The organism is Saccharopolyspora erythraea NRRL 2338 (genome assembly GCF_000062885.1).
GTDB classification, from domain to species: domain Bacteria; phylum Actinomycetota; class Actinomycetes; order Mycobacteriales; family Pseudonocardiaceae; genus Saccharopolyspora_D; species Saccharopolyspora_D erythraea.
Window position 1 is genome coordinate 2703001 of sequence record NC_009142.1, and the last position, 19718, is coordinate 2722718.

The window sequence follows — 19718 nt, forward strand, 5'->3', positions numbered from 1 at the left end:
ACGGGTTCCACAGATTGCGCCCCAGCAGCGAGCTTGCATTCGCTGCTCGGCGGGCATGAGCGGGCGTAACCTGTATCAGGAGAGTGTCCTCTCCCGCGAACTGCTCGGATCCCGTGCGGGACGGTGATTCACATGATGCGCGAGTACGTGCGGACGCACACCAATCCTCCGGTGTTTCTGGTTTCGGGTGCGATCGCCGTGGCATTCGTGTTGTGGGGTGTGCTCGCGCCGGGCCATGTCTCGGCGGTGGCGGGTGCTGCCAACAGCTTCATCACGACGTACTTCGAGTGGCTGTACATCATCGCCGGAACGTTCTTCCTGGTCTTCGTCGTCGTTTTGATGGTCAGCCGGTACGGAGCGGTCAAGTTGGGGCCGCCGGACTCGACTCCGGAGTACAGCAATCTCGCGTGGTTCGCGATGTTGTTCACCGCGGGGATGGGCATCGGTCTCGTCTTCTACGCAGTGAGCGAACCCGTCACCCACTTCCTGACCCCGCCGACAGGGCCGTCCAGGACCGCCGGCGCCGCCGAGAACGCGATGAGCTACACGTTCTTCCACTGGGGGCTGCATCCCTGGGCGATCTACATCGTTCTGGGGCTGGCGCTCGGGTATTTCGCGTTCCGCCGCGGTTTGCCCTTGCGCCCGGCGGCTGCCCTGTACCCGTTGCTCGGGGAGCGGATCGACGGCTGGATGGGGAACCTGGTCGACATCCTCGCCGTGTTCGGCACCCTGTTCGGACTGGCCACCTCGCTGGGAATCGGCGGTCAGCAGGTGGGGGCCGGGGTGAGTGCGCTGACCGGTGTCACCAACACGACCACGCTGCAGGTGATCCTCGTGCTGGGCATCACGACGATCGCCGTCGTATCGGTGATGCTGGGCATCGACAGAGGCATCCGGCGGCTTTCGCTAGCCAACCTGTGGCTGGCCTTCGGGTTGATGCTGTTCGTGTTCTTCTCCGGTCCGTCCCTTGACCTGCTCAACACCGTGGCCGCCAACCTCGGACACTACCTGCAGGGCCTCGCAGGCCTGAGCCTGCAGACGTTCCCCGGCGACAGCGCGGCGCAGGAGTGGCAGGCGTCCTGGACCCTGTTCTACTGGGGCTGGTGGATCTCCTGGTCTCCGTTCGTCGGCATGTTCATCGCCCGCATCTCCTACGGTCGCACCATCCGCGCCTTCATCGTCGGAACTCTGCTCGCGCCGGTCGGTGCGTCGATGGTGTGGCTCACCGTCTTCGGCAATTCCGCTTTGAAGCTGCTTCTGGCCGACCCGAACAACCCGCTTGCGGAAGCGAGCTCGGAGTCGGCGCTGTTCGTGCTTCTCAAGCAACTACCGGTGGCCGAGGTCCTCGCGCTCGCGGCGTCGGTCGTGGCCATCCTCGTAGTGGTGTTGTTCTTCGCGACCTCCTCGGATTCGGGATCGTTGGTGGTAGACATCCTCACCAACGGCGGCGACCCCCACCCGAGGTGGCAGCAGAGGCTGTTCTGGGCAGTGCTGGAAGGTGTGATCGCGGCGGTGCTGCTGCTCGCCGGCGGCGCACGCGGCAGTGACGCCCTGAGCGCGCTGCAAACGGCATCGATCGTTGCCGGGTTGCCGTTCTGCATCGTTCTCATGTTCCTGTGCTTGGGCTTGGTTCGCGGCTTGCGAACCGAACGGCTGACGTCTGTCGTTCCGCAGCCACCACAGCCGCTTGAAGACCTGCGTCGCAGTGCGCAGCGCCGCGCTCGGCAGCCGCGGGGCCCGCATCCGGCCGGTGGGCAGCCGCCCTCCTCGCCGAGTGCGTCCTGAACGAATTCGCCTTCCGGGGCGCGTATTCACGGACTCGCGGGCGTACGGGTTCGCGCCTGTGTTCACCGCAGGTGCTCCGGGCTCGACCGGGAGTGAAACCGACTCGCAGGCCCGTTGTTCTCGTGCGCAGCCAGCTTCACCTGCTTCCGGGAGTTTTGCCGAACAGCCAGTAGAGCCAGCAGAACGCGCCGATCCCGAGTGCGGAGCCGATGAAGACCAGGACCGGCACCGCCAGGACGCCCCCGATCATCACGAACAACGCCCCGACGAGGCCGGCGGAGGTGAGTGAGCGAGCTTCCCGGTCCTTCGCGGGCACGGCCGGTGCCGCGCGAACGAAGGCTGCGAGTCCCGGGTCGTTGGCCTCGAACCAGAGCTCGATTTCCCGCAGCCGTCGCCGCTCGTACCGCTTCAGCATGACGACCTCGCACGCTGATGATGCAGATCGGGTGCGCCTTGGCACTCCCGGCTCAGTGCTGTGCGGTTCCCCGCGTCCGTGCGGCGCCTCGCAGTTGCAGGATGCGTGCGGTCGCGACGAGCGCGATCAGCAGCGCGCCACCGAGCGCCGCGAACAGCATCGCGATGCCCAGCGCCAGGGTGCTTTGGATCCAGAGGAAGTGGACGGTGACGCCTGCGGGATTCTGCATGATGAACACGAGCAGGAACGCCAGCACGATCGCGGCGACGACGACCGCGGCCCACAGACCACTGACACGTGTGCGTCCGACCTGTCGCGAGCGGACGCTCGGGTTCTCCGGTGTGGCGGGGCCGGATTCTCCCACGACCCTGTGCTGGCGGATGTCGTTGAGACGGTCATTGCGTTCCATGACGACCATTCCTTCTTGTGCTGTCGGTCTCCGAACTCTTTGCTTGTACCGTCACCGACCGGCAGTCGCCGTCGGTCGTGCTGTGGCGGCTCTTCGCGGGTACCGGCAATAGCTTGTAGCTGTGCAAGAAAGCATGGACGCCGACTGAAGTGCATCGCAACGAGCACCACCGGCTGTGTTGGACGCTTCTCGTTGCATCCTCACGGCAAAGTACGACCGGTGTCGAGGCCTGGGTCAACTCGGCATTCGGGCGAGGAGAGGGTGGATGAACCTCGCTGTGGAGGATGTGGCGGACTCCGCTGCTCAGCTTCCTTCGCGGCGCGGCATGGGCTGCGTCGGGAGCATGGGTTCTGCGTTACGTCGGGCAGGCGTGATATCCGGTTGGGAGTCGGGTGTCGTGATGTGTCGAGTGGCGTCGGCTTGGGCCGCATCGGCGACCGCCTCCGCGGCTTCCTCAGCCGCGTGAGCCGCGTCCTCGTCCGCGCGCGTCCCCAGTTCGTCGGACGAGGTTTCGCGGATGGCCCCCGACTTCGGCAGGGACTCGGTGAACGCACGGGATACTCCGTGCAGGGCCGATGTGACCTCGCTGGGAATGACCCAGAACGTGCTTCCCGGCCCCTGAGCGAGTTGCGGCAGCACGCTGAGGTACTGATAAGCGAGGAGCTTGGGGTCGGGGTCGTTGCGGTGGACCGCCTGGAACACCTGGTCGATTGCTCGGGACTGGCCTTCGGCTTTGAGGATCTCGGCGGACCTGCCTCCCTCGGCCCGCAGGACCGCGGCTTGCTTGTCACCTTCGGCGGTGAGGATCTGGGACTGGCGTTGACCTTCGGCCCCGAGGATCGCGGCGCGCTTGTCGCGCTCGGCGCGCATCTGCTTTTCCATCGCTTCCTTGATGGTGTGTGGCGGGTCGATGGCCTTGATCTCCACCCGGTTGACGCGCAGTCCCCATTTGCCGGTGGCGTCGTCGAGAACGCCTCGGAGCTGGCTGTTGATCGTGTCGCGGGAGGTGAGCGTGCGTTCGAGGTCCATCGAGCCGACGACATTGCGCAACGTGGTCACCGTCAGTTGCTCGACGGCCTGCAGGTAACTGGCGATCTCGTAGGCGGCGGCGCGTGGATCGGTCACCTGGAAGTACAGCACCGTGTCGATCTCGACGACGAGGTTGTCCTCGGTGATGACGGGCTGCGGCGGGAACGAGACGACCTGTTCACGCAGATCGATCTTGGGGTGGACGTGGTCGACGTAGGGGATGACGAAGTTCAGGCCCGGGCGCAGCGTGCGGTGGTAGCGGCCGAGCCGCTCCACGTTGCGAGCCCGTGCCTGCGGAACGATCCGCACCGCTCGGATCACGGTGAAGACGGCGAGCAATGCGATGAGCACACCTGCGATCAGCGCGGCCGAGATTTCCATGGTCACTCCCGTGGGTAGACGATGGCGGTGGATCCGCTGATCTGCAGGACGTCGACGGTCGTGCCTTCAGGGATGACCACGGTTTCGTCGAAGCTGTGGGCCGTCCATTCCTCACCGTCGAGACGGATCCGGCCGTCCCACGCGGTCACCTCTCGGACGGTGTAGGCGGACTTGCCGATGAGCGCGTCGACGCCGAAGCGCTGGGTTTGGGGGCCGACCATGTGCCGTGCCGCGACGGGCCGCACCAGCAGGACGCTCGCCGCGGAGGCCAGGGCGAAGACCACGAGCTGCACGGGCAGCGGCACACCGAGCGCCGCGAGCCCGGCTGTGATCAGGGCGGCACCGCCCAGCAGTCCGAGCGCCGCGGTCAGAGTGAAGATCTCCGCGACGCCGAGCGCGACGGCGAGCAACAGCCAGACGAGCCACGCGTCCATGTTCGAGCCTCCTCCCCGACGGGTTGCCAGGCAGACCTTGCAAGGAGGATGTGCTGCACCGCTGCGGTAAACAAGTGTGCTTTTCGGCCAATTGAGCGCTGCCCTCGTTTCCGGATACCTGCAATCAGCGAGCACGCCGTATCGGTGGTCCACCAAGGAAGCGTGCGAGTGGCGGCTCCGGTGCCGCGCCGCGACTACGCGAGTCAGCGCCTGGTCATTCCGAGGCCACCTCAGGGTGACGGCTGGGACACTCGCCGCGCCGAAGCGTGGCTCACCCGGCCCAGTCGAGGAGTCGTGCCCCGAGGACGGCGGCTTGCAGGGTGAACCGCTGGGTGGGTTCAGTCGCCGAGTACCCGCTGAGGGTCCGCACCCGGTCGAGGCGGTAGGACACCGCTCGCACGCTCAGGTTCAGCTGATCGGCGGCAGCCTGGATCGTGCCCCGGTCGAAGTAGGCCGCGAGTGTCTCGATCAGCGGTGCGGCACCACCCCGTGCGCTCTGCAAGGGCGCCAGTACCGTCGCGATGAGGTCCTCGATCGCGGCGCGGTCCCGCAGCAGCACCTGGAAGACGAGGAAGTCGGTTGATCGGACGACGCGGTCGCGGAAATCGAGTCGGGTGGCGAAGTCGACGCTGGCGCGGGCCTCCTCGTAGGAGCGGAGCGCTCCTCCCGGGCCGGGGTGGGCGCGTCCGATGCCGACGCGCCATTCACGGTCGGCCGGTAGGGCCTTGGCGGCCTGGCGGGCGAGCTCGGTGGCAGCCTGCGGCAGAGTGCTGGGAGCGATGCAGACGAACACGCCGTCCTTGGTCGTGAACAACAGCTGCCCGGTGCCGAATCGCTGGAGCAGGACGGTCTCCACGTCATGCAGGACGTGGGTCGTCTCGTCGATCGGTTCGTCGCTTTTGACGATCGAGACGATGTGCGCCTCGGCGAGACGGAGCCCGAACCGCTGGGCGCGTTCGGCAAGACTGCCGGGGTCGCCGCGGCCGTAGAAGAGGTCGTCGATGAACTCGCGCCGGGCGGCCTCCTCCTGCCGTAACGCCAGGTGGTGTGCGTCTTCGTACCCCTCTGTCACCGCGACGATGGCGTCGTTGACCGCTCGAAGGCCGGCGTCGACGCCCCGTGGCGGCTTGGGCTTGGTCGCCGGCGCGGGTCCGGCTCGCTGCCACGTGGTGCGGGTGGCGGAGAGGTACAGCTCGAGCAGTGCGCGGAGTGCGACGCCGCCTTCGGCCGCTAGACGCCCCGCTTCGCGGCAGGCTGCGAGTTCGTGGGCGCTCAGCTTCCGGCCGGTGGACAGCACGCCGCTGAGCATCTTCGGGTAGCCCGCGAGGAATGGATCATCGGGGGCGTTCTTGCGTGCCCCGCTTGCGGAGGCTCCGGGGCGCGGCGAGTGCGGCCCGCGCACTGCGCTGCTCATGAGCGCTCCCCTTCGGGTCTTGCGGGCGATGCGCAACGAAGTGGTGCCTGTCCAGGCTCGATTGTGTCACGGCGCGGGTGGTGCCAGCATCTATTCGCAGGCTGCGCGCAAGTGGCCGGACGGAGTAATCGTGCCCAAGTTGCCTTCAGCTTCCGATGCGACGGGAGACCCGGTCGCGAATGCGTTCCAGGCCGTCGGACGAGCGATGATCGCTGTCACCACGCGCAGCCTCGCCGGCTTGGACAGCGACGTCACCCTCCCGCAGTACCGTGCGCTGGTGTCCCTGGTCTCGCTTGGTCCGCAGCGCACGAGCGACCTCGCTCAGGAATTGGGTGTCGCCATCTCCACCGCGACGCGGCTGGCCGACAGGCTGGTCTCGAAGGGCCTGGTGACCCGCAGCAGGCACAAAGGCGATCTTCGGGTGACCTGGTTGGCACTCACCAGTGCGGGTAAGGCGTTGTTGGGAGAGGCGATGCGGCTGCGGCGCGCGGAGATCAGCAAGCTGGCGAGTGCGGCTTCGGCCGCCACCGGGCACGAGGAGGAGTTGGCTGCGGCGCTCAACGCCTTCGCGGAGGCGGCCCGCGAGCCCGTCGATGCCGAATGGTGGAGCAGGTGGAGGCAGTGCGACGACGCGGTCGACGGAGTAGTCGTCGCTGACGGCAACACGGGATCGAAACCACGTTCGAGTTGACCCCGGCTGCTACCACATCTGAGGGTGCTCGTGCGGGGAGCCCTGGTCTCCCCGCGAGCCGTAGCGCCATGACAGCCCACCGATACCCAGAGTCACGCCGGTGAAGATCAGGACCGGCGCACTCAGCACCACGCCGAGTACGAACAGCGCAACACCGGTGACGATGGCTGCTGTGGTCAGGAAGGGCCATCGGTCCGGCGGCCACCTCGCCGGAGCGGTGCCGACGTAGGCGGCCAGTCCGGGGTCGTTGGCTTCGAACCAGTACTCGATCTCTCGCAGCCGGCGCCGCTCGTACCAGCTCAGCATGGCTGTTCTCCCGCCATGGTGCGTTTCGGCCGGGTTCAGGTCCCCTGGCCGCGGTTGCTGCGCACTGCTCCGCGCAGTTGCAGGATCCGCGCCGTGGCCACGAGTGCGATCAGAAGTGCTCCTGCGATCGCGGCGAAGAGCATCGCCACACCCAACGCCATGCTGCCCTGCGTGGTCAGGAATCGGACCGTGACGGTCGCGGGATTTTGCAGGATGAAGACGAGCAGGAGCCCCAGCACGCCGGCGGCGACGACGACCGCGAGCCACAGGGCTCCAACGCGGGTGCGCGTGCCAGCAGGTGCGTCGGGACCCACTCCCTCGACGGTAGGACCGGGTTCGCCCATGTTCCCGCTGGTTTTCTGGCGGTCGGGCTGCTCTTCGCGCTTCATGGCAACCATTCCTCGCTTCACACCGCTTGCGGTGTGCGGTTCTGCCGGAGATCACTCGTGGGCCGATCCTCGTCAGTCGGTGACCGGCCGTCGACGGTTTCGACCCACTCCGGGGACCGCTGACCTGGCCGGTACGGCGAATCCAGGTGCTTGGCGACGACTCCCGTGAACCGGTGGTCCCTTGCCATGGCCTGCACTTGCTCAGCCGCGCCGTCGCGGAAGTGCGGCGGCACGAGCACGCGCGGTGGCCAGTACAGCCCGAGTCCGGCCAGAACGGAGCGGCGCTTCCGGTACGTATGGGAGAGGAAGTCGTTGCCGTTCAAGGAAAGCAGGTCGAACACGACATAGGCCAGAGATCTGCCGGCGGAGCGCACGTGCCACGGCAGGTCCACGTCAGCGCCCACAGCGCGCGGGAACGTGCTGGGCGGTTGCTGGGTGACTGCGACGATCATCCCGTCGAGGACCATCTCCCGGTCACGGCTGAACGCCCGCAGCACGGTGAGCTCGGGATAGTGGGCCGTGATGGGCTGCTGGGCACCATCGACGAGTTGAACCGCGCCCTCGCTCACCCGAGCGAGGCATCGCAGCCCGCTCCAGCGGAACTCGTAAGCCCATTCCGATCCGTTCGGTGACGATCCGCTGATCGGTAGCATCGGTGCGATCAATGTCATTCACCTCCCGCCTGCACGAACCCGTTTCACCCGGTCGCGCAAAACGTAGGATTTCCGCAGTTGCTTGCATCCCTGCAAGGAAAGGATGTGCGCCGACTAGCCAGGGGAGCAAGGACAGTTCTCGGCCGTTTTGCGCTTGCTACGTTGCACGGTTCCGGCAATGCCCATGCAATGCAGAGCTACCGATGAGCGCCTTCCTATGTGAACGGAATCGCATCGAGCACCCTGAGTACGTCGCCGTGGCCGCAGCCTGCCGGGGTTCCCGGCTCCAGTTGGCCGTGGACCGCCACGCGGGCACCGGGATGCACCACGGCAGGGTCGCCGTCGAGGAGGATGTAGGCGCGGCCGCGTTCGGAGAGCAGCAGGCAGCCCGGTTCGGCGCCCTGTTCGACCGTCCCGACGACGGAGATCTTCCACTGATCGGTGGGTGGTTGCGTCGGGTCGGGCGTGGGTGTCGTGGGCGCCGGTGCCGTGCGGCACGGTGGTGCAGGTGGCGCGTCGCCGTCTCGTGTTGCCTGCACCTTCGCGTCTATCGTCGTTCGACCGGCGCGTTCGAAGGTGAGCGTCAGCGGGAAGGTGGTTCCCGGACGGACCAGCGTCGACAGGTCGCTGATCTCCAGGTGGTAGGGGGCGCCGCCTGTGCGCTGGCCCGGAGCGTTCGGGACCGATCCTTCGGGTAGCAGTGGGATCCGGTCGACTCGCTCGTAGGTTCCGTCGCACTCCCGGTCCCAGAGCATCTGCACCTGCTTGGCGTGCGGGCTTTCCACCTCGACGAGCGCATCGGGCGCTTGAGCCTGGTTGAACAGCATCAACTTCGCTGTGGCGGTTTCACCGGGCTGGTAAGGATCTTCGGTCGCAGCGAGGTGGACGTTGCGCAGCAAGACGTCGCCGACCCGGGCGTTGCTCCCGACAGTGTTGCTGTCGATCACCTCTTGCGGGTTTCCGCACCCGGCTGCTGTGAGAACCGCCAGCAGTGCCATCGCGAGTGGCCGTCGCGGAAGCCAGCGCAGGCAGGGGTGGCGAACCAAGGCATTCGCGTGATTGCTCGATCGCCGTGGATTTGCATCGAGCGAGTGCTGCGTGGGCAATGCTTCTCCCGATTACGGACCGCGGTCGTGACGCGTGGTGGTGCTTTCCGGAGCGCCGCTTTCGCAAAACTCATGCGCGCGGAACCGAAGATGTACGCGCGCTTCCACGCAGTACGGGCAGAAGTGCGGCCCGAACGACCACGCCCAGCCCCGCCAGCCCTCGCGGTGCAGCTCCCGCCACAGCTGAGGCCAACGGTCTGGCACACCGTTGGAACTGTGCAGCGAGTGCCCGCACCCGTCGCAGACGACCTTGAAGGACGTCCGTTCGCCCGAGCGCCGCCACTTGGTCATCCGAGTGTGTGGAACAACAGTCAACGCAACCCCTCCGGTTACCGGCCGGCTGGACCTGGATGGACTTCGACGGGTCTCGACCGGCTGTGCGGGTCCGCACGTCAACCACGTGCCGTGCCTGCCTAGGTAAAGAGTTGTTTGCAACCTTGCAATGAAATGGTCAAGCCCGGTGCGCTGCTCTGCAATTGCGGTTTTCGGCTGGCTTCGGTCTGGGTGCTTGCATCAGTTCGGCAAGGTTTCGGACTGCGCTCCGCGCGTGGAACGTGAACGAGTTTCGGTGTAGCCACTCGATGAGTTGGTTCCCGGTGGCCGAGCAGGCGTGGGACTTTGTCGGGTGCTTGAGTCGGTGCTGGTCACGGACGTGGCTGTGAGTGACGCCGAATCAGCGCTGGACGGTGCGATGACAAGTACGGTCGCCATGCTCCTCGGGGGCGCGCTCGGGGTGCTCCTGCGGATGATGATCCGACGCTCGTGGCAGAACGGTACGAGTCCGTTTCGCTGGGGAGCGTTCGCGATCACTGCTGGCGGCGCGCTGGCGCTCGGTGTGCTGGCCGGGCTCGCGCTGACCGTGGTGCATCCGGGCCAGGCGCGCAGTGCGTTGAGCATCGGGGCGAGCAGTGCGCTGTTCACCTACTGCGTGTTCAACGCGAGCACCTTGCACCTCCTCGCACGCGCAGGTGATCGATCATCCGTGGTCGCCGCACTCGTGCACGCGTTCGTCGGCTTCGCCGCAGCGGTTCCGGGGGTGCTCGCGGGTATGTCGCTCGTCGGCTAATGGTCTTTCTCCGCGTTTTCCTCCAGCTTGCGCCCGGCCTCCAGCGTCATCAGTGCGGGAACGAGCCAGGACCGCACGACGAAGACGTCCAGGACCACGCCTACGCCCAAGGCGAAGGCGAGTTCGCGGAACTGCGCCAGGGGCACCAGCGCGACGAGTCCGAAGCTGGCCGCCAGTGCCAAGCCCGCGGCGGTGATCGCTCGCCTGGACCGCGGGATCGCGACGACGAGTGCTTCTCGCATCGGGCGGTTGCGCGACTCCGCCCGCACGTAGCCGACGCTGAAGATGCTGTAGTCGGAGCCGAGGGAGATCAGCAGCGCGCCCGCGGCGAACGGCACGAAGAAGACGATGCCCTGCTCCTCGGTCGCGTGTTCGAAGAACAGCGTGGTCAGGCCGAGGACGGCGGCCAGCGACAGGAAGCTGGCCGCGAGCAGGTAGAGCGGGGCGACCACGGCCCGCAGGAACAGCACGAGGAGCAGCAGGTCGACCAGTGCGATGACCACGGCCACGCGGACCACGTCGGGGCGCGTGCTCTCGACCAGCGAGAGCCCCAGCGCGGTGTCGCCGGCGTAGGAGACCGACGCGCCGCCCAGGTCGGACGCGGCGAGCAACTCCGGCATCCGGCCTTCGAGGCGGCGCAGGTCCGCGACCGCCTCGGCGCCCAGCGGGTCGGCGTCGAGGACCGCCAGGTATCGGGCGGCGCCACCGTCGGGTGCCAGGAAGAGCCCGGCCTCCTGCCTGAGCTGCGGGGGGAGCGTGAAGTCCTGCGGTCCGAGCACTCTGGCCACGCCGGGTTGGCGGCCGATCTCGCTTTGCAGCGCGCTGAGCGGACCGGCGTCGGAGGCGATCCCCGGCCGGTTCAGGATGATCTCCGTCGGTGACAGCACGCCTGGTCCGAAGCCGTCGGCGGCGGCCTGCCACGCCACCCGGACCGGGTTGTCGCGGGGGAGGGAGGTCATCGGGGAGAACGACTCGCGCAGGTCTCGCAGCGGCAGGGCTGCCAGGACCAGCAGAGCGGTGATCGCCACCGCGACGAATGCGGCGACCCAGCGGCGGGTGAGCAACCGGACCATTCGCCCCGCGTCGTCGTCCTGCCCGTCGCCGCCCGGTCGAGGAGGCAGGGGCCAGAACACCGCACGGCCGAGAACCGCGAGCAGCGCGGGCACCAGCGTGACCGAGATCAGCAGCGCCATGAGCACGGTGACGGCCAGGCCCGGGCCGAAAGCGCGGAACATCGTCGTCTCCGCCGCGACCAAGGCGAGAACGCCGCCGGCCACGGTCGCACCTGCGACGAGCACGATCGGCAGGTACTCCACCGTCGTCGCGCGGGCGGCCGTGTGGCGGTCGTCCCCGTGGGCGAGCCCGCGCTGCATCCCGGCGAGGAAGAAGATCGAGTAGTCGGTGGCGACGCCGAGCGAGAGCGCGACCAGAACGGGCTCCAGTTGCGCGGGTGCGCTGAAACCGGTCAGCTCGGCGCCTGCTCCCACCACCCGTGCGGTCAGCAGGTAGGTCACCGCAGCGGTGAGCAGGGTGACCGCGGGTGCCAGCACCGACCTGAAGGTCACTCCGACGATGAGGGCGACCACGGCGACCGAACCGATCTCGACCCACCGCACGTTGTTGCGCACGATCGTGGTCTGCTCGGCCTGCAACGGCGCGGTACCGGTCACACCCACCAGGTGGTCTCCGGGGCGGTCGATGTCGGACGCGTACTGGTGCGCGGCCTCGGTCTGCTTGCCGAAGTCGGCGGCGGGGTCGGTGAACAGGTAAGTCACCGCGGTGGTCGCCGCACCGCCACCGGCTCCGAGCTCCGGCCGGTTGATCACCGGCAGCGCCAGTCGAACGCCGGACGTCGTCGTGCCCTGCAGCGACTCCTTGTTCACGGCCAGCGCGCGCAGCACCACGCGGGCCTGGGCGTAGGGGTTCAGACCGTCCGGGTCGTGCTGCACGACTGCCACGCGCGTCAACAGCGGCATCCGGAACCGCTGCACGGCCTCGATCTGCGCGCTGATCGCCTCCGACTCCGTACCGACCACCCCCGCCAGGCCACCGGAGCCGTGCCCGAGCGGCGGCAGGAAGCTCATCACGGCGTACACGAGCCCGGCCACGCCCGCGAGCACGAGCCAGCGCCCCCGCACCACAACGGCCGCGTAGCGGTTCGCCCAGGACCTTCCGCCCGCCACGGCGGCTCAGCTCCCGGGATGCTGCGAAGGCCCCGCGCCGGGGGCTGCCCAGTTTTCGGGCGGCCGGATACCGAGCCGGCGCAGCTCGGCCTCGGCGAGCTGCTGATGGCGGCCTTCGGCGAGGTCCCGCCAGGGGGAGCGCGTGATTTGCCGCAGCTCCTCGAACGGCAGCCGGGCGAGCGCGCACCATGCGAGCTGCTCCACCAGCATCGGGTCGGCAGGCCCGTCCAGCCGGCCTGCGAGCTTCGCGAGTGCCCGCATCCGCAGGATGCGGAAAGGCAGGTAGATCAGGGCCAACGGCACGAGGCCGACGAGCGCGACGGCCACGCCGACGACCACCGCCAGAACGCGGATGTTCGAGCGCACCCGTACCGCTTCCGCGTGGACACTGGTGGCGGTCGCCTGGATGCTGTCGGCCAGGCGTGCGATCTCGTCCCCGATCAACGGGAGAACGCGCACCATCGAAAGCCCTCGCCCGGCCTGGTCCAACGCCGAGGAAGCGTCGAACAGGCTGGCACTGAGCCGGGACAGCGCCCACAGCTGCACTGCCACGAGCACTCCGAGCGCGACGAACAACGCCGCGATCAACGCAGCGGCGATGTCGAACCTCCGGACCGCCCGGTGGTCGAGAAGCAACGCCGGTTCCACGGCACGCGACACAAGCCCCACCATGCCAACTCGCCGCCGTGGCCGCGACCTGTCAGGCTCGCACGAAATGGCTGGTAACCAGGAGTCCGAAGTGCCCGGCCGCCGCAGCATGGCGCGTCGTCGATGGACCGTGGCCTCGGTGGTCCTCGCTCTCACCGCAGGCTTCAGCGGCGGTTACGCACTCCACGCCATCAGCGTGCCGCCGCGAACCCACCCACCGGCGGCCAGCACGCCGCCGCCGGTGGTCAGCCCGTCGCCCGCGCCCACCGACGTGCCGTGCTCGGCGGCTGCCGATGCGGGTCGGGAGCTCATACCTCGGATGCACCGCGCGGCCGAGGCCATCGGCAATCTGGATCCGCGGGCCCTCCAGCAGGTACTCGACGAGATCGAGCAGATCCAGACCCGGCTGGAGGAGGCGGTGCGCGAGTGTCGGCGAGCATGCGCGGAAGCCGGACCTTGATTTGCCTCCGTAGCAGCCCGATCACCGAGGGGGCTGGCCCGGGTACCACCAGCCGGGTGGAGGAGTGGGCCGTCCAGACTCCGCGGTGGAGGCACCGGGAACCGGGAGGTGCAGTCCTCGTTCCTCGGCGGCGCGGCTGATGTCCGACGGCGCGACGATCCCGACGAGTTCGTCCTCTGCGAGGACGAGAACGCGCCCCTCGGCTTCCTCGCTCAGCCTGGGCAGCAGTGCTGTCAACGGCTCCTCGGGGGCGGCGGTGGCGATGCATTCGGTCGGCCGCGCGACACGGTGCAGTGCTGTCGTGCCCCATTCCGGCTGCGGTACCGCGCTGATGTCGCGGCCGGCGATCACCCCGCCGATGCGCCCGGTGGGATCGAGGACGGGACAGATGGTGCGGCTGCGTGATGGGGCTGTTCGGAGGAACTGCTCGATGGTCAGATTCCCGTCGACCGCGGCAACGGGGTGGGACATCACGTCGCGCACCCGGATGCCGGCGAGCGCCGCGCCGGCTCGCGCCTGCCGTTCCTCGGTCATGGCCGCGGCTGCGATGAACATGCCGAGCAGCACCCACCACAGTCCGGCGGTCGACTCGATGATCAACTGCACGATTCCGCCGAGAACCAGTAGATAGCTGAGACCGAGACCGGCCCGTGCCGACCACAGGGCGGCTCTGTACCGGTCGCCGCGCCACCGCCAGAGCACCGCACGCAACACACGGCCACCGTCGAGCGGTGCTGCGGGCAAGAGGTTGAACAGCGCCAGGAGCAGGTTCAGCAAAGTCATGTAGCCGAGCACCGCCATCACCAGCTCCGGCGCCCCGACCACATACGCGGACCACGCCAACGCCCCGAACGCGACCGCCAGCGCGGCGCTCGCGGTCGGGCCGACGATCGCGATGCGGAGGTCGGCTCCGGGGCTTCTGGCTTCGTCGCGCAGCCGTGCGACGCCGCCGAGCAGCCACAGCGTGATGCCTTCGACCGCCACCCCGTTCCTGCGCGCCACGACGGCGTGGGCGAGCTCGTGACCCAGCAGCGAGCACACCAGCAGTCCCGAGGCAGCTATTCCGGCGACGGTGTAGGCGATCTGGGAATGCCCGGGGTACACGGCCGGGAACCGGTAGCCGGCCAGAGCGAACACGATCACCACGACGATGCCCGCGACGCTCCAGTGCAGCCCGACGCGGATACCCGCGATGCGTCCCAACGGGATGTTTGCGTTCATGTCGGCACCTCGACCCTGCGGCGAGCCCCGGCCCTGGAGTCCAGTGTGCCTCAGGCGGGAGCGTGGTGGGCACCGTTCGACGTCAGGCCGCCGCCCAGTCCTGGTCTGCGGGCGTCGTGATTGCAGAACATCGGCAACGAAGTGTCGGTGGCTTGTGCACGTTTCGGCTCTGTCCGCCGGGCGCCCGGCTGCGAGACCATCACCGGAGCAACGGCCCGACGGTCGGAACAGGAGGTCTCTCGGGCGACTGCGTCCGTTCCCGCCCTTGCCGCGGCCCGCTTCACGTTGTCCAGTGACGATCCAGGAGACTGGCGTGGCAGACGACGAAACACGTGGTGCCGAACGATCGACGGCGCGACGCTTGTTTCCCCGGCTGTCGCAACTGGAAACCCGGACGATCGCGGAGATCCTGCGCACCGAGACGGCCGGAGGCGCAGTGCTGATCGTTGCGGCTGTGCTCGCCATGGTCTGGGCCAACTCGCCCTGGGCGCAGTCCTACGGAACCGTGACCGGCTTCGTCCCGTGGCCAGGTGGCGAACCGGTCGGTCTGGATCTCAACATCAGGCACTGGGCCTCCGATGGGCTGTTGGCGGTTTTCTTCTTCGTCGTGGGGCTGGAGCTCAAGCGCGAGTTCGTAGCCGGCGATCTCCGCAATCCGCAACGCGCCGCGGTCCCGATCGTGGCGGCGGTCAGCGGGATGGCGGTCCCGGCTGTCGTCTACACCGCCATCAACCTCCACGCAGGTGCAGACGCGTTGCGGGGGTGGGCGATACCGGTCGCCACCGACATCGCGTTCGCGCTGGCCGTTCTCGCGGTGATCGGTTCGCACCTTCCGAGTGCGCTACGCGCGTTTCTGCTCACGCTCGCGGTCGTCGACGATCTACTGGCGATCGCGGTGATAGCGGTGTTCTACACCGAGTCCGTGAACGTCGTGGCTCTGTTGTCGGCACTGCTGCCGATCGCCGCGTTCGCGTTGTTGGTGCAGCTCCGCAAGACGTGGTGGTGGGCCCTGCTGCCCCTGGCCCTGGCGACTTGGGGATTGGTCCATGCCTCGGGGGTGCACGCCACGATCGCCGGAGTGCTGCTCGCTTTCACCGTTCCGGTACTCCAACGTCGTGGACGCCCAGGCTTGGCGGAGCGGCTTGAGCACGTGTGGCGGCCCGTTTCGGCGGGCGTGGCTGTGCCGTTGTTCGCGTTGTTCGTCGCGGGAGTGTCACTGCGTGGGGGAGCGGTCGCAGCCGCCCTTGCGGATCCCGTTGCGATCGGCGTTGTCGCGGGCCTGGTGCTGGGCAAGCTGGTCGGCGTGTTCGGGGCGACGTTCGCGATGGCCAAGTTCACCCGGGCAACGCTCGACGAGGATCTTTCGTGGCTCGATGTCGCCGGCCTGGCACTGTTGACCGGCATCGGTTTCACCGTCGCACTGCTCGTCGGCGACCTGGCCTTCGGATCCGGTAGCGAGCGTGGTGAGCACGTCACCTTCGCCGTTCTCGCAGCGTCCTTCCTCGCGGCTTGCCTGGCGTCGGTGGTGCTGTGCGCGCGCAACGCGGCCCACAAGCGGGTCCGCGGGCCCCACTGAGCCTGCGATGACGGTGATCGAACGATTCCGCAAGCCCTCAGAGCGAAGGTGCGGCGGTATGTTCGGCGGGTCGGCCTGTCACGGGGGTCGTGATCGGAGGCACTCCGGCGAGAGTGCGTGACGGCCAGGACGGCCGGTGACCCACGGTTGAGGACGCGCATCCGGACTTCGCGCCACTGGTGCTACTTCGTCGCGTACGGGAACGGCGCATATGCGAGGCCGCGACAAAGCCTGTTGATCCGCCCGGCGGGCGATGTGAGTCCGAAGTGTGACGTGATGCTCCCCGCGTCGTCACAGGGCGGAAAAACATGTTCGTCGGCGCCGTCGGCGACCGGATCGGCTGGCGCCGCATCGTGACGATCTTCGGTACCTTCGGCTGCGCGGTGGCCACACTGATCCTCTACTACGTGCCGCTGGCTGTGGGGAACGATTTCGCCGTCGCGGTCGCCTGCGCGATGCTGTGGGGCTTCATGCTCGCCGGCTACACCCCGCTCCCACCGCTGCTGCTGGCGATGGGCAAGGAAGAGGAACGCGGCAGCGCGTTCGCCATCTACTGCCTGGCAGCGGGGCTCGCGACCTTCGTCGGGCCCGCACTCGTCGCGGTATTCCAGAGCGGGTTCGGCACGAAGGGCGTGGTGTGGAGCTTGACGGCTCTCCACCTCGCCTCGATCCCGATGGGCCTGTCATTGCGCAGCGACAAGGACCCTGAGTTCCGCAGGAAGGCCGACGCCTGATGCGACTACCGTCTCTGAACGCCCTCGCCCTGACCTGCCGATGCCGTTCGAGCAGGTCAGGGCCAGGTGGTCAGCCGCCTTGGCACGATATTGCCGCGAATGCGTTCAGCACCGAAGCCGTTCGGGCGGGGCAGCGGAGCGGCCCAGCAGCCGGACGTAGAGCAGAGTCGCAGACGGCGAAGGAACGAAGCGCCACAGGGTCGGCGTAGCCCAGTGCCGACCAGTCGGCGGCCTCGATGAGGTCCCTTCGCGGTGCGAACGGGCGGGGCTGAGGTCCGGAATGTGCCAGCCGAACCCGCGCGGGGGTTCATGCCCGAAGTTGCTGCTGCTCAGCGTGGGGTCACAGATCGATGGTGCCGTGTTGGGTGGGGTAGGCGTATGGGTCGACTCTGTCCTCGGACGCTCAATTACCCCACGGGGCTTCGGAGCGCGCTCCGCGCGTTCGCTCTGTGAAGGTCAGCGAGAGCTGGGTTCCATGGCCGGGTTCCATCGGCGTGGCGGTCTCGATCGTCCAGGTTGGGCCGCTGTACTTGATTACTTGGTCGTGTGATCGACCGGATTAGGGGGCCGCCGGAATACGACGGAAAGGGGCAATGTCTCAGGGAAGATCGCCAGGTCATCGGCCGCACGGGAACGAGAAGGCGGCGTCACCCGAGGCCGGGCAACGCCGCCACAAGAGATCAGGCGACCTCGACGATCATCTCCACTTCCACTGGTGCGCCGATCGGAAGCTCCGCGACGCCGACCGCCGAGCGAGCGTGCTGGCCGGCCTCACCGAAGATCTCGCCGATCAGCTCGGACGCTCCGTTGATCACCGGGGGCTGACCGTTGAAGCCCTCGGCGGAAGCCACGAAGCCGACGACCTTGACCACGCGGACCACCGAGTCCAGCCCCACCAGCGCGTCCACGGCGGCCAACGCATTGAGCACGCAGGTCCGCGCGTACTGCTTCGCATCCTCCGCGCTCACCTCGGCGCCGACCTTGCCGGTTGCCGGAAGCTGGCCGTCCACGACGGGCACCTGCCCGGAGACGTACACGTGCGAGCCGCTCCGCACGGCAGGCACGTACGCCGCGACCGGCGGCACCACGTGGGGGAGCCGGACGCCGATCTCCGCCAGCCGATCCGTCCACTTGCCCATGTCAGTCACCCTTCGGTTGCTTCAACTCTTTCACAGTGCGCTGTCGAGTCGGTCCAGGATTTGTTCGAGGTTCGCGGTAGCGGTGGCGAAGTTGAGTCGTGCGTAGGTCGAGCTGGTCAGTTCGGTGTGTTGAGTGAATTCGGCACCGGGGTTGAGGTATACGCGTGCGCGCCGGAGCAGCGCGGCCGCGGGGTCGGGTCCGAGGCCTGCGCGGGTGAAGTCGATCCAGGCGAGGTAGGTCGCCTCCGGGGGGAGGTAGCCGAGCTCAGGGTGGGCGCGGGCCCAGGCGGTGACGCGGTCACGGTTGCGGGTGAGCAGGTCGGTGGTGGCGTGGTGCCAGTCGTGGGATTCGCGCCAGGCGGCGACGGTGGCGATGCGACTGAGCACGCTGGGGGTGCCGAAGTAGTCCAGCGGGGCGCGGTCGAGAGCGTCGGCGGTGGGTGCGTAGCCGAGGTGAGCGACCGCGCACCGGGTGCCGGCGAGGTTGAACGCCTTCGTCGCCGACGTCGCGGTGATCGTCAGGTCCTCCACGGCCGGGTCGAGGCCGGCGAAGGGGATGTGCCGGTGTGGTAGGTAGGTGAGGTCGGCGTGGATCTCATCGGCCAGAACGGGGATGTGGTGGTCGGTCGCGATGTCTGCCAGCCCACGCAGCTCGGAGGCGCTGAACGTGTGCCCGGTCGGGTTGTGCGGGTTGACCAGCACGAACAGCCGAGGCCGTTCGGTGGCGAAGACGGCGTGGTGTCGGTCGAGGTCGAGTTCCCAGCCGCCGGGGGTGCGGTCGAGGGGTAGCGGCACGATCCGGCGTCGTGCGCGGTGGATCGCGGCGAGGAACGGTGGGTAGTTCGGCACGTGCAGGGCGACGGGGTCGCCGGGCTCGGTGGTGTGTTCGATGACGATCTGCAGGATCTGGATCAGGTCGCTGAACACGCGGGTGCGGCCCTCGCGGGGGTGCCATCCGTAGCGGGACCGCATGCGGTCGGTGAACGCGTCGACGACGGGGTCGCCGTCGGGCCAGTAGGGGTAGCCGAGGTCCTGACGTTCGATGGTCTCGAGCATTCGGGCGCGGACGGGTTCGGGGATGCCGATGTCCATGTCGGCGACCCAAGCAGGTAGGACGTCGGCGTCGACGGCAGTCCACTTGGCTCCGTGGCCGGCTCGTAGCCGAGTCGGGTCGAGGTCAGCACGGGGTAGGGCACTCATGCGGTCTCCAGCGGTCGGACGGGCGCGGCGGCGAGGACGTCGCGCAGGGTCTCCATCTGCCCGTGGTGCTGGGCGAGTTCTTCGAACACGTGCTGCAGCGCGCCGCCCTGGGTGAGGCGGGTGGGCGGGCCGAGGAAGTCCGCGGGGGGCTCTTGGAGCAGGAACTGCTCGGGGTGCGCGTCGACGACGTCGGTGTGCATCTGGGCGCGCACGGTCGCGCAACGCTCGACGAGCAGCTCGACCGGGCCGGTGGCGGTGAACTCGGCGTCGCGGTCGCGGTCGATCGGACGGCCGCGGACGAACCCGCCGACCCAGGTCTCGATCACGCACAGGCAGTGGTGCAGCAGCGCGTACGGCGAGTTCGCGCCGGGGTAGGCGGCCCGGTTCGCCCGCTCGTCGCCGAGCTCGACCACGATCGCGGCCATCCCGTCGAGCGCGCGATCGGTGAAGTACAGGTAGTCCTCGCGGCTGAGCATGCC

The 19718-nt window shown here is 68.2% G+C and carries 21 protein-coding genes; 6 read left to right on the forward strand and 15 right to left on the reverse strand.

The window, feature by feature from the left end:
- Window positions 1-132: 132 nt before the first annotated feature.
- Window positions 133-1785, forward strand: a complete 1653-nt coding sequence (locus SACE_RS12150; protein ID WP_009947251.1) for a BCCT family transporter — start codon at window positions 133-135, stop codon at window positions 1783-1785.
- A 136-nt stretch (window positions 1786-1921) separates the two neighbouring features.
- Here SACE_RS12150 and SACE_RS12155 read toward each other — a convergent pair whose 3' ends face one another.
- From SACE_RS12155 to SACE_RS12175, 5 genes are all read right to left on the reverse strand, one after another.
- On the reverse strand, window positions 1922-2200 hold the full coding sequence (locus SACE_RS12155) for a DUF3040 domain-containing protein (RefSeq protein ID WP_009947249.1): 279 nt from the start codon (window positions 2198-2200) through the stop codon (window positions 1922-1924).
- A 52-nt stretch (window positions 2201-2252) separates the two neighbouring features.
- Complete coding sequence (locus tag SACE_RS12160) at window positions 2253-2618, reverse strand: LapA family protein (protein ID WP_009947248.1); 366 nt, start codon at window positions 2616-2618, stop codon at window positions 2253-2255.
- 294 nt (window positions 2619-2912) lie between these two features.
- Entirely contained in the window at window positions 2913-4019 is a 1107-nt protein-coding gene (locus SACE_RS12165) for an SPFH domain-containing protein (protein WP_011873702.1), read from the reverse strand.
- 2 nt (window positions 4020-4021) lie between these two features.
- Window positions 4022-4453, reverse strand: a complete 432-nt coding sequence (locus SACE_RS12170; RefSeq protein ID WP_009947245.1) for an NfeD family protein — start codon at window positions 4451-4453, stop codon at window positions 4022-4024.
- A gap of 271 nt (window positions 4454-4724) precedes the next feature.
- The gene (locus SACE_RS12175) at window positions 4725-5867 is read right to left on the reverse strand and encodes a PucR family transcriptional regulator (RefSeq protein WP_143538118.1); all 1143 of its coding nucleotides are present in this window, start codon (window positions 5865-5867) and stop codon (window positions 4725-4727) included.
- 28 nt (window positions 5868-5895) lie between these two features.
- Between SACE_RS12175 and SACE_RS12180 the strand changes: the two genes are divergently transcribed.
- Complete coding sequence (locus SACE_RS12180) at window positions 5896-6558, forward strand: MarR family winged helix-turn-helix transcriptional regulator (protein ID WP_157355941.1); 663 nt, start codon at window positions 5896-5898, stop codon at window positions 6556-6558.
- A 9-nt stretch (window positions 6559-6567) separates the two neighbouring features.
- Here the strand turns inward: SACE_RS12180 and SACE_RS12185 are convergent, their stop codons facing one another.
- The 4 genes from SACE_RS12185 to SACE_RS12200 all read right to left on the reverse strand — a co-directional run bounded on the left by SACE_RS12185 (window position 6568) and on the right by SACE_RS12200 (window position 8853).
- A complete protein-coding gene (locus tag SACE_RS12185) occupies window positions 6568-6864 on the reverse strand; it encodes a DUF3040 domain-containing protein (RefSeq protein WP_009947242.1) in 297 nt (98 codons plus the stop codon).
- Window positions 6865-6899: 35 nt separating this feature from the next.
- Window positions 6900-7253 carry a LapA family protein gene (locus tag SACE_RS12190; protein WP_009947240.1) on the reverse strand — a complete coding sequence of 118 codons (354 nt, stop codon included), beginning with the start codon at window positions 7251-7253 and terminating at the stop codon, window positions 6900-6902.
- Window positions 7254-7270: 17 nt separating this feature from the next.
- Window positions 7271-7924, reverse strand: coding sequence for an ATP-dependent DNA ligase (locus tag SACE_RS12195; RefSeq protein WP_143538120.1), 654 nt, complete (start codon window positions 7922-7924; stop codon window positions 7271-7273).
- A gap of 197 nt (window positions 7925-8121) precedes the next feature.
- Window positions 8122-8853 carry a copper chaperone PCu(A)C gene (locus SACE_RS12200; protein WP_021341296.1) on the reverse strand — a complete coding sequence of 244 codons (732 nt, stop codon included), beginning with the start codon at window positions 8851-8853 and terminating at the stop codon, window positions 8122-8124.
- Between the two features lie 796 nt (window positions 8854-9649).
- Here SACE_RS12200 and SACE_RS12205 point away from each other — a divergent pair.
- Window positions 9650-10078 (forward strand): FluC/FEX family fluoride channel, encoded by a 429-nt coding sequence (locus SACE_RS12205; protein ID WP_143538121.1) that lies wholly within the window; start codon window positions 9650-9652, stop codon window positions 10076-10078.
- Here SACE_RS12205 and SACE_RS12210 read toward each other — a convergent pair.
- The gene (locus SACE_RS12210; protein WP_009947235.1) at window positions 10075-12261 is read right to left on the reverse strand and encodes an MMPL family transporter; all 2187 of its coding nucleotides are present in this window, start codon (window positions 12259-12261) and stop codon (window positions 10075-10077) included. The genes SACE_RS12205 and SACE_RS12210 overlap by 4 nt on opposite strands.
- 6 nt (window positions 12262-12267) lie before the next feature.
- Window positions 12268-12933, reverse strand: a complete 666-nt coding sequence (locus SACE_RS12215; protein ID WP_143538122.1) for a hypothetical protein — start codon at window positions 12931-12933, stop codon at window positions 12268-12270.
- A gap of 43 nt (window positions 12934-12976) precedes the next feature.
- Here SACE_RS12215 and SACE_RS37550 point away from each other — a divergent pair, with 43 nt between their 5' ends.
- Complete coding sequence (locus tag SACE_RS37550; protein WP_143538123.1) at window positions 12977-13369, forward strand: hypothetical protein; 393 nt, start codon at window positions 12977-12979, stop codon at window positions 13367-13369.
- Window positions 13370-13390: 21 nt separating this feature from the next.
- On the opposite strand, the gene SACE_RS12220 is transcribed toward SACE_RS37550, so the two are convergent.
- Window positions 13391-14590: a site-2 protease family protein gene (locus SACE_RS12220; protein ID WP_009947229.1), complete on the reverse strand. Its 1200-nt coding sequence runs from the start codon at window positions 14588-14590 to the stop codon at window positions 13391-13393.
- Window positions 14591-14951: 361 nt separating this feature from the next.
- Here SACE_RS12220 and nhaA point away from each other — a divergent pair, with 361 nt between their 5' ends.
- Both nhaA and SACE_RS12230 read left to right on the forward strand, forming a co-directional pair.
- Entirely contained in the window at window positions 14952-16166 is a 1215-nt protein-coding gene (gene nhaA, locus SACE_RS12225) for a Na+/H+ antiporter NhaA (protein WP_009947228.1), read from the forward strand.
- A 308-nt stretch (window positions 16167-16474) separates the two neighbouring features.
- Window positions 16475-16900 (forward strand): MFS transporter, encoded by a 426-nt coding sequence (locus tag SACE_RS12230; protein ID WP_009947227.1) that lies wholly within the window; start codon window positions 16475-16477, stop codon window positions 16898-16900.
- Between the two features lie 680 nt (window positions 16901-17580).
- Here SACE_RS12230 and SACE_RS12235 read toward each other — a convergent pair.
- From SACE_RS12235 to SACE_RS12245, 3 genes are read right to left on the reverse strand one after another with little or no spacing between them, the layout of a single operon-like run.
- The gene (locus SACE_RS12235; protein WP_009947226.1) at window positions 17581-18039 is read right to left on the reverse strand and encodes a RidA family protein; all 459 of its coding nucleotides are present in this window, start codon (window positions 18037-18039) and stop codon (window positions 17581-17583) included.
- Window positions 18040-18069: 30 nt separating this feature from the next.
- Entirely contained in the window at window positions 18070-19239 is a 1170-nt protein-coding gene (locus tag SACE_RS12240) for a MalY/PatB family protein (RefSeq protein ID WP_021341293.1), read from the reverse strand.
- On the reverse strand, window positions 19236-19715 hold the full coding sequence (locus SACE_RS12245) for a DinB family protein (protein WP_009947223.1): 480 nt from the start codon (window positions 19713-19715) through the stop codon (window positions 19236-19238). Before SACE_RS12245 ends, SACE_RS12240 begins: the two co-directional genes overlap by 4 nt.
- Between the last annotated feature and the right edge of the window lie 3 nt (window positions 19716-19718).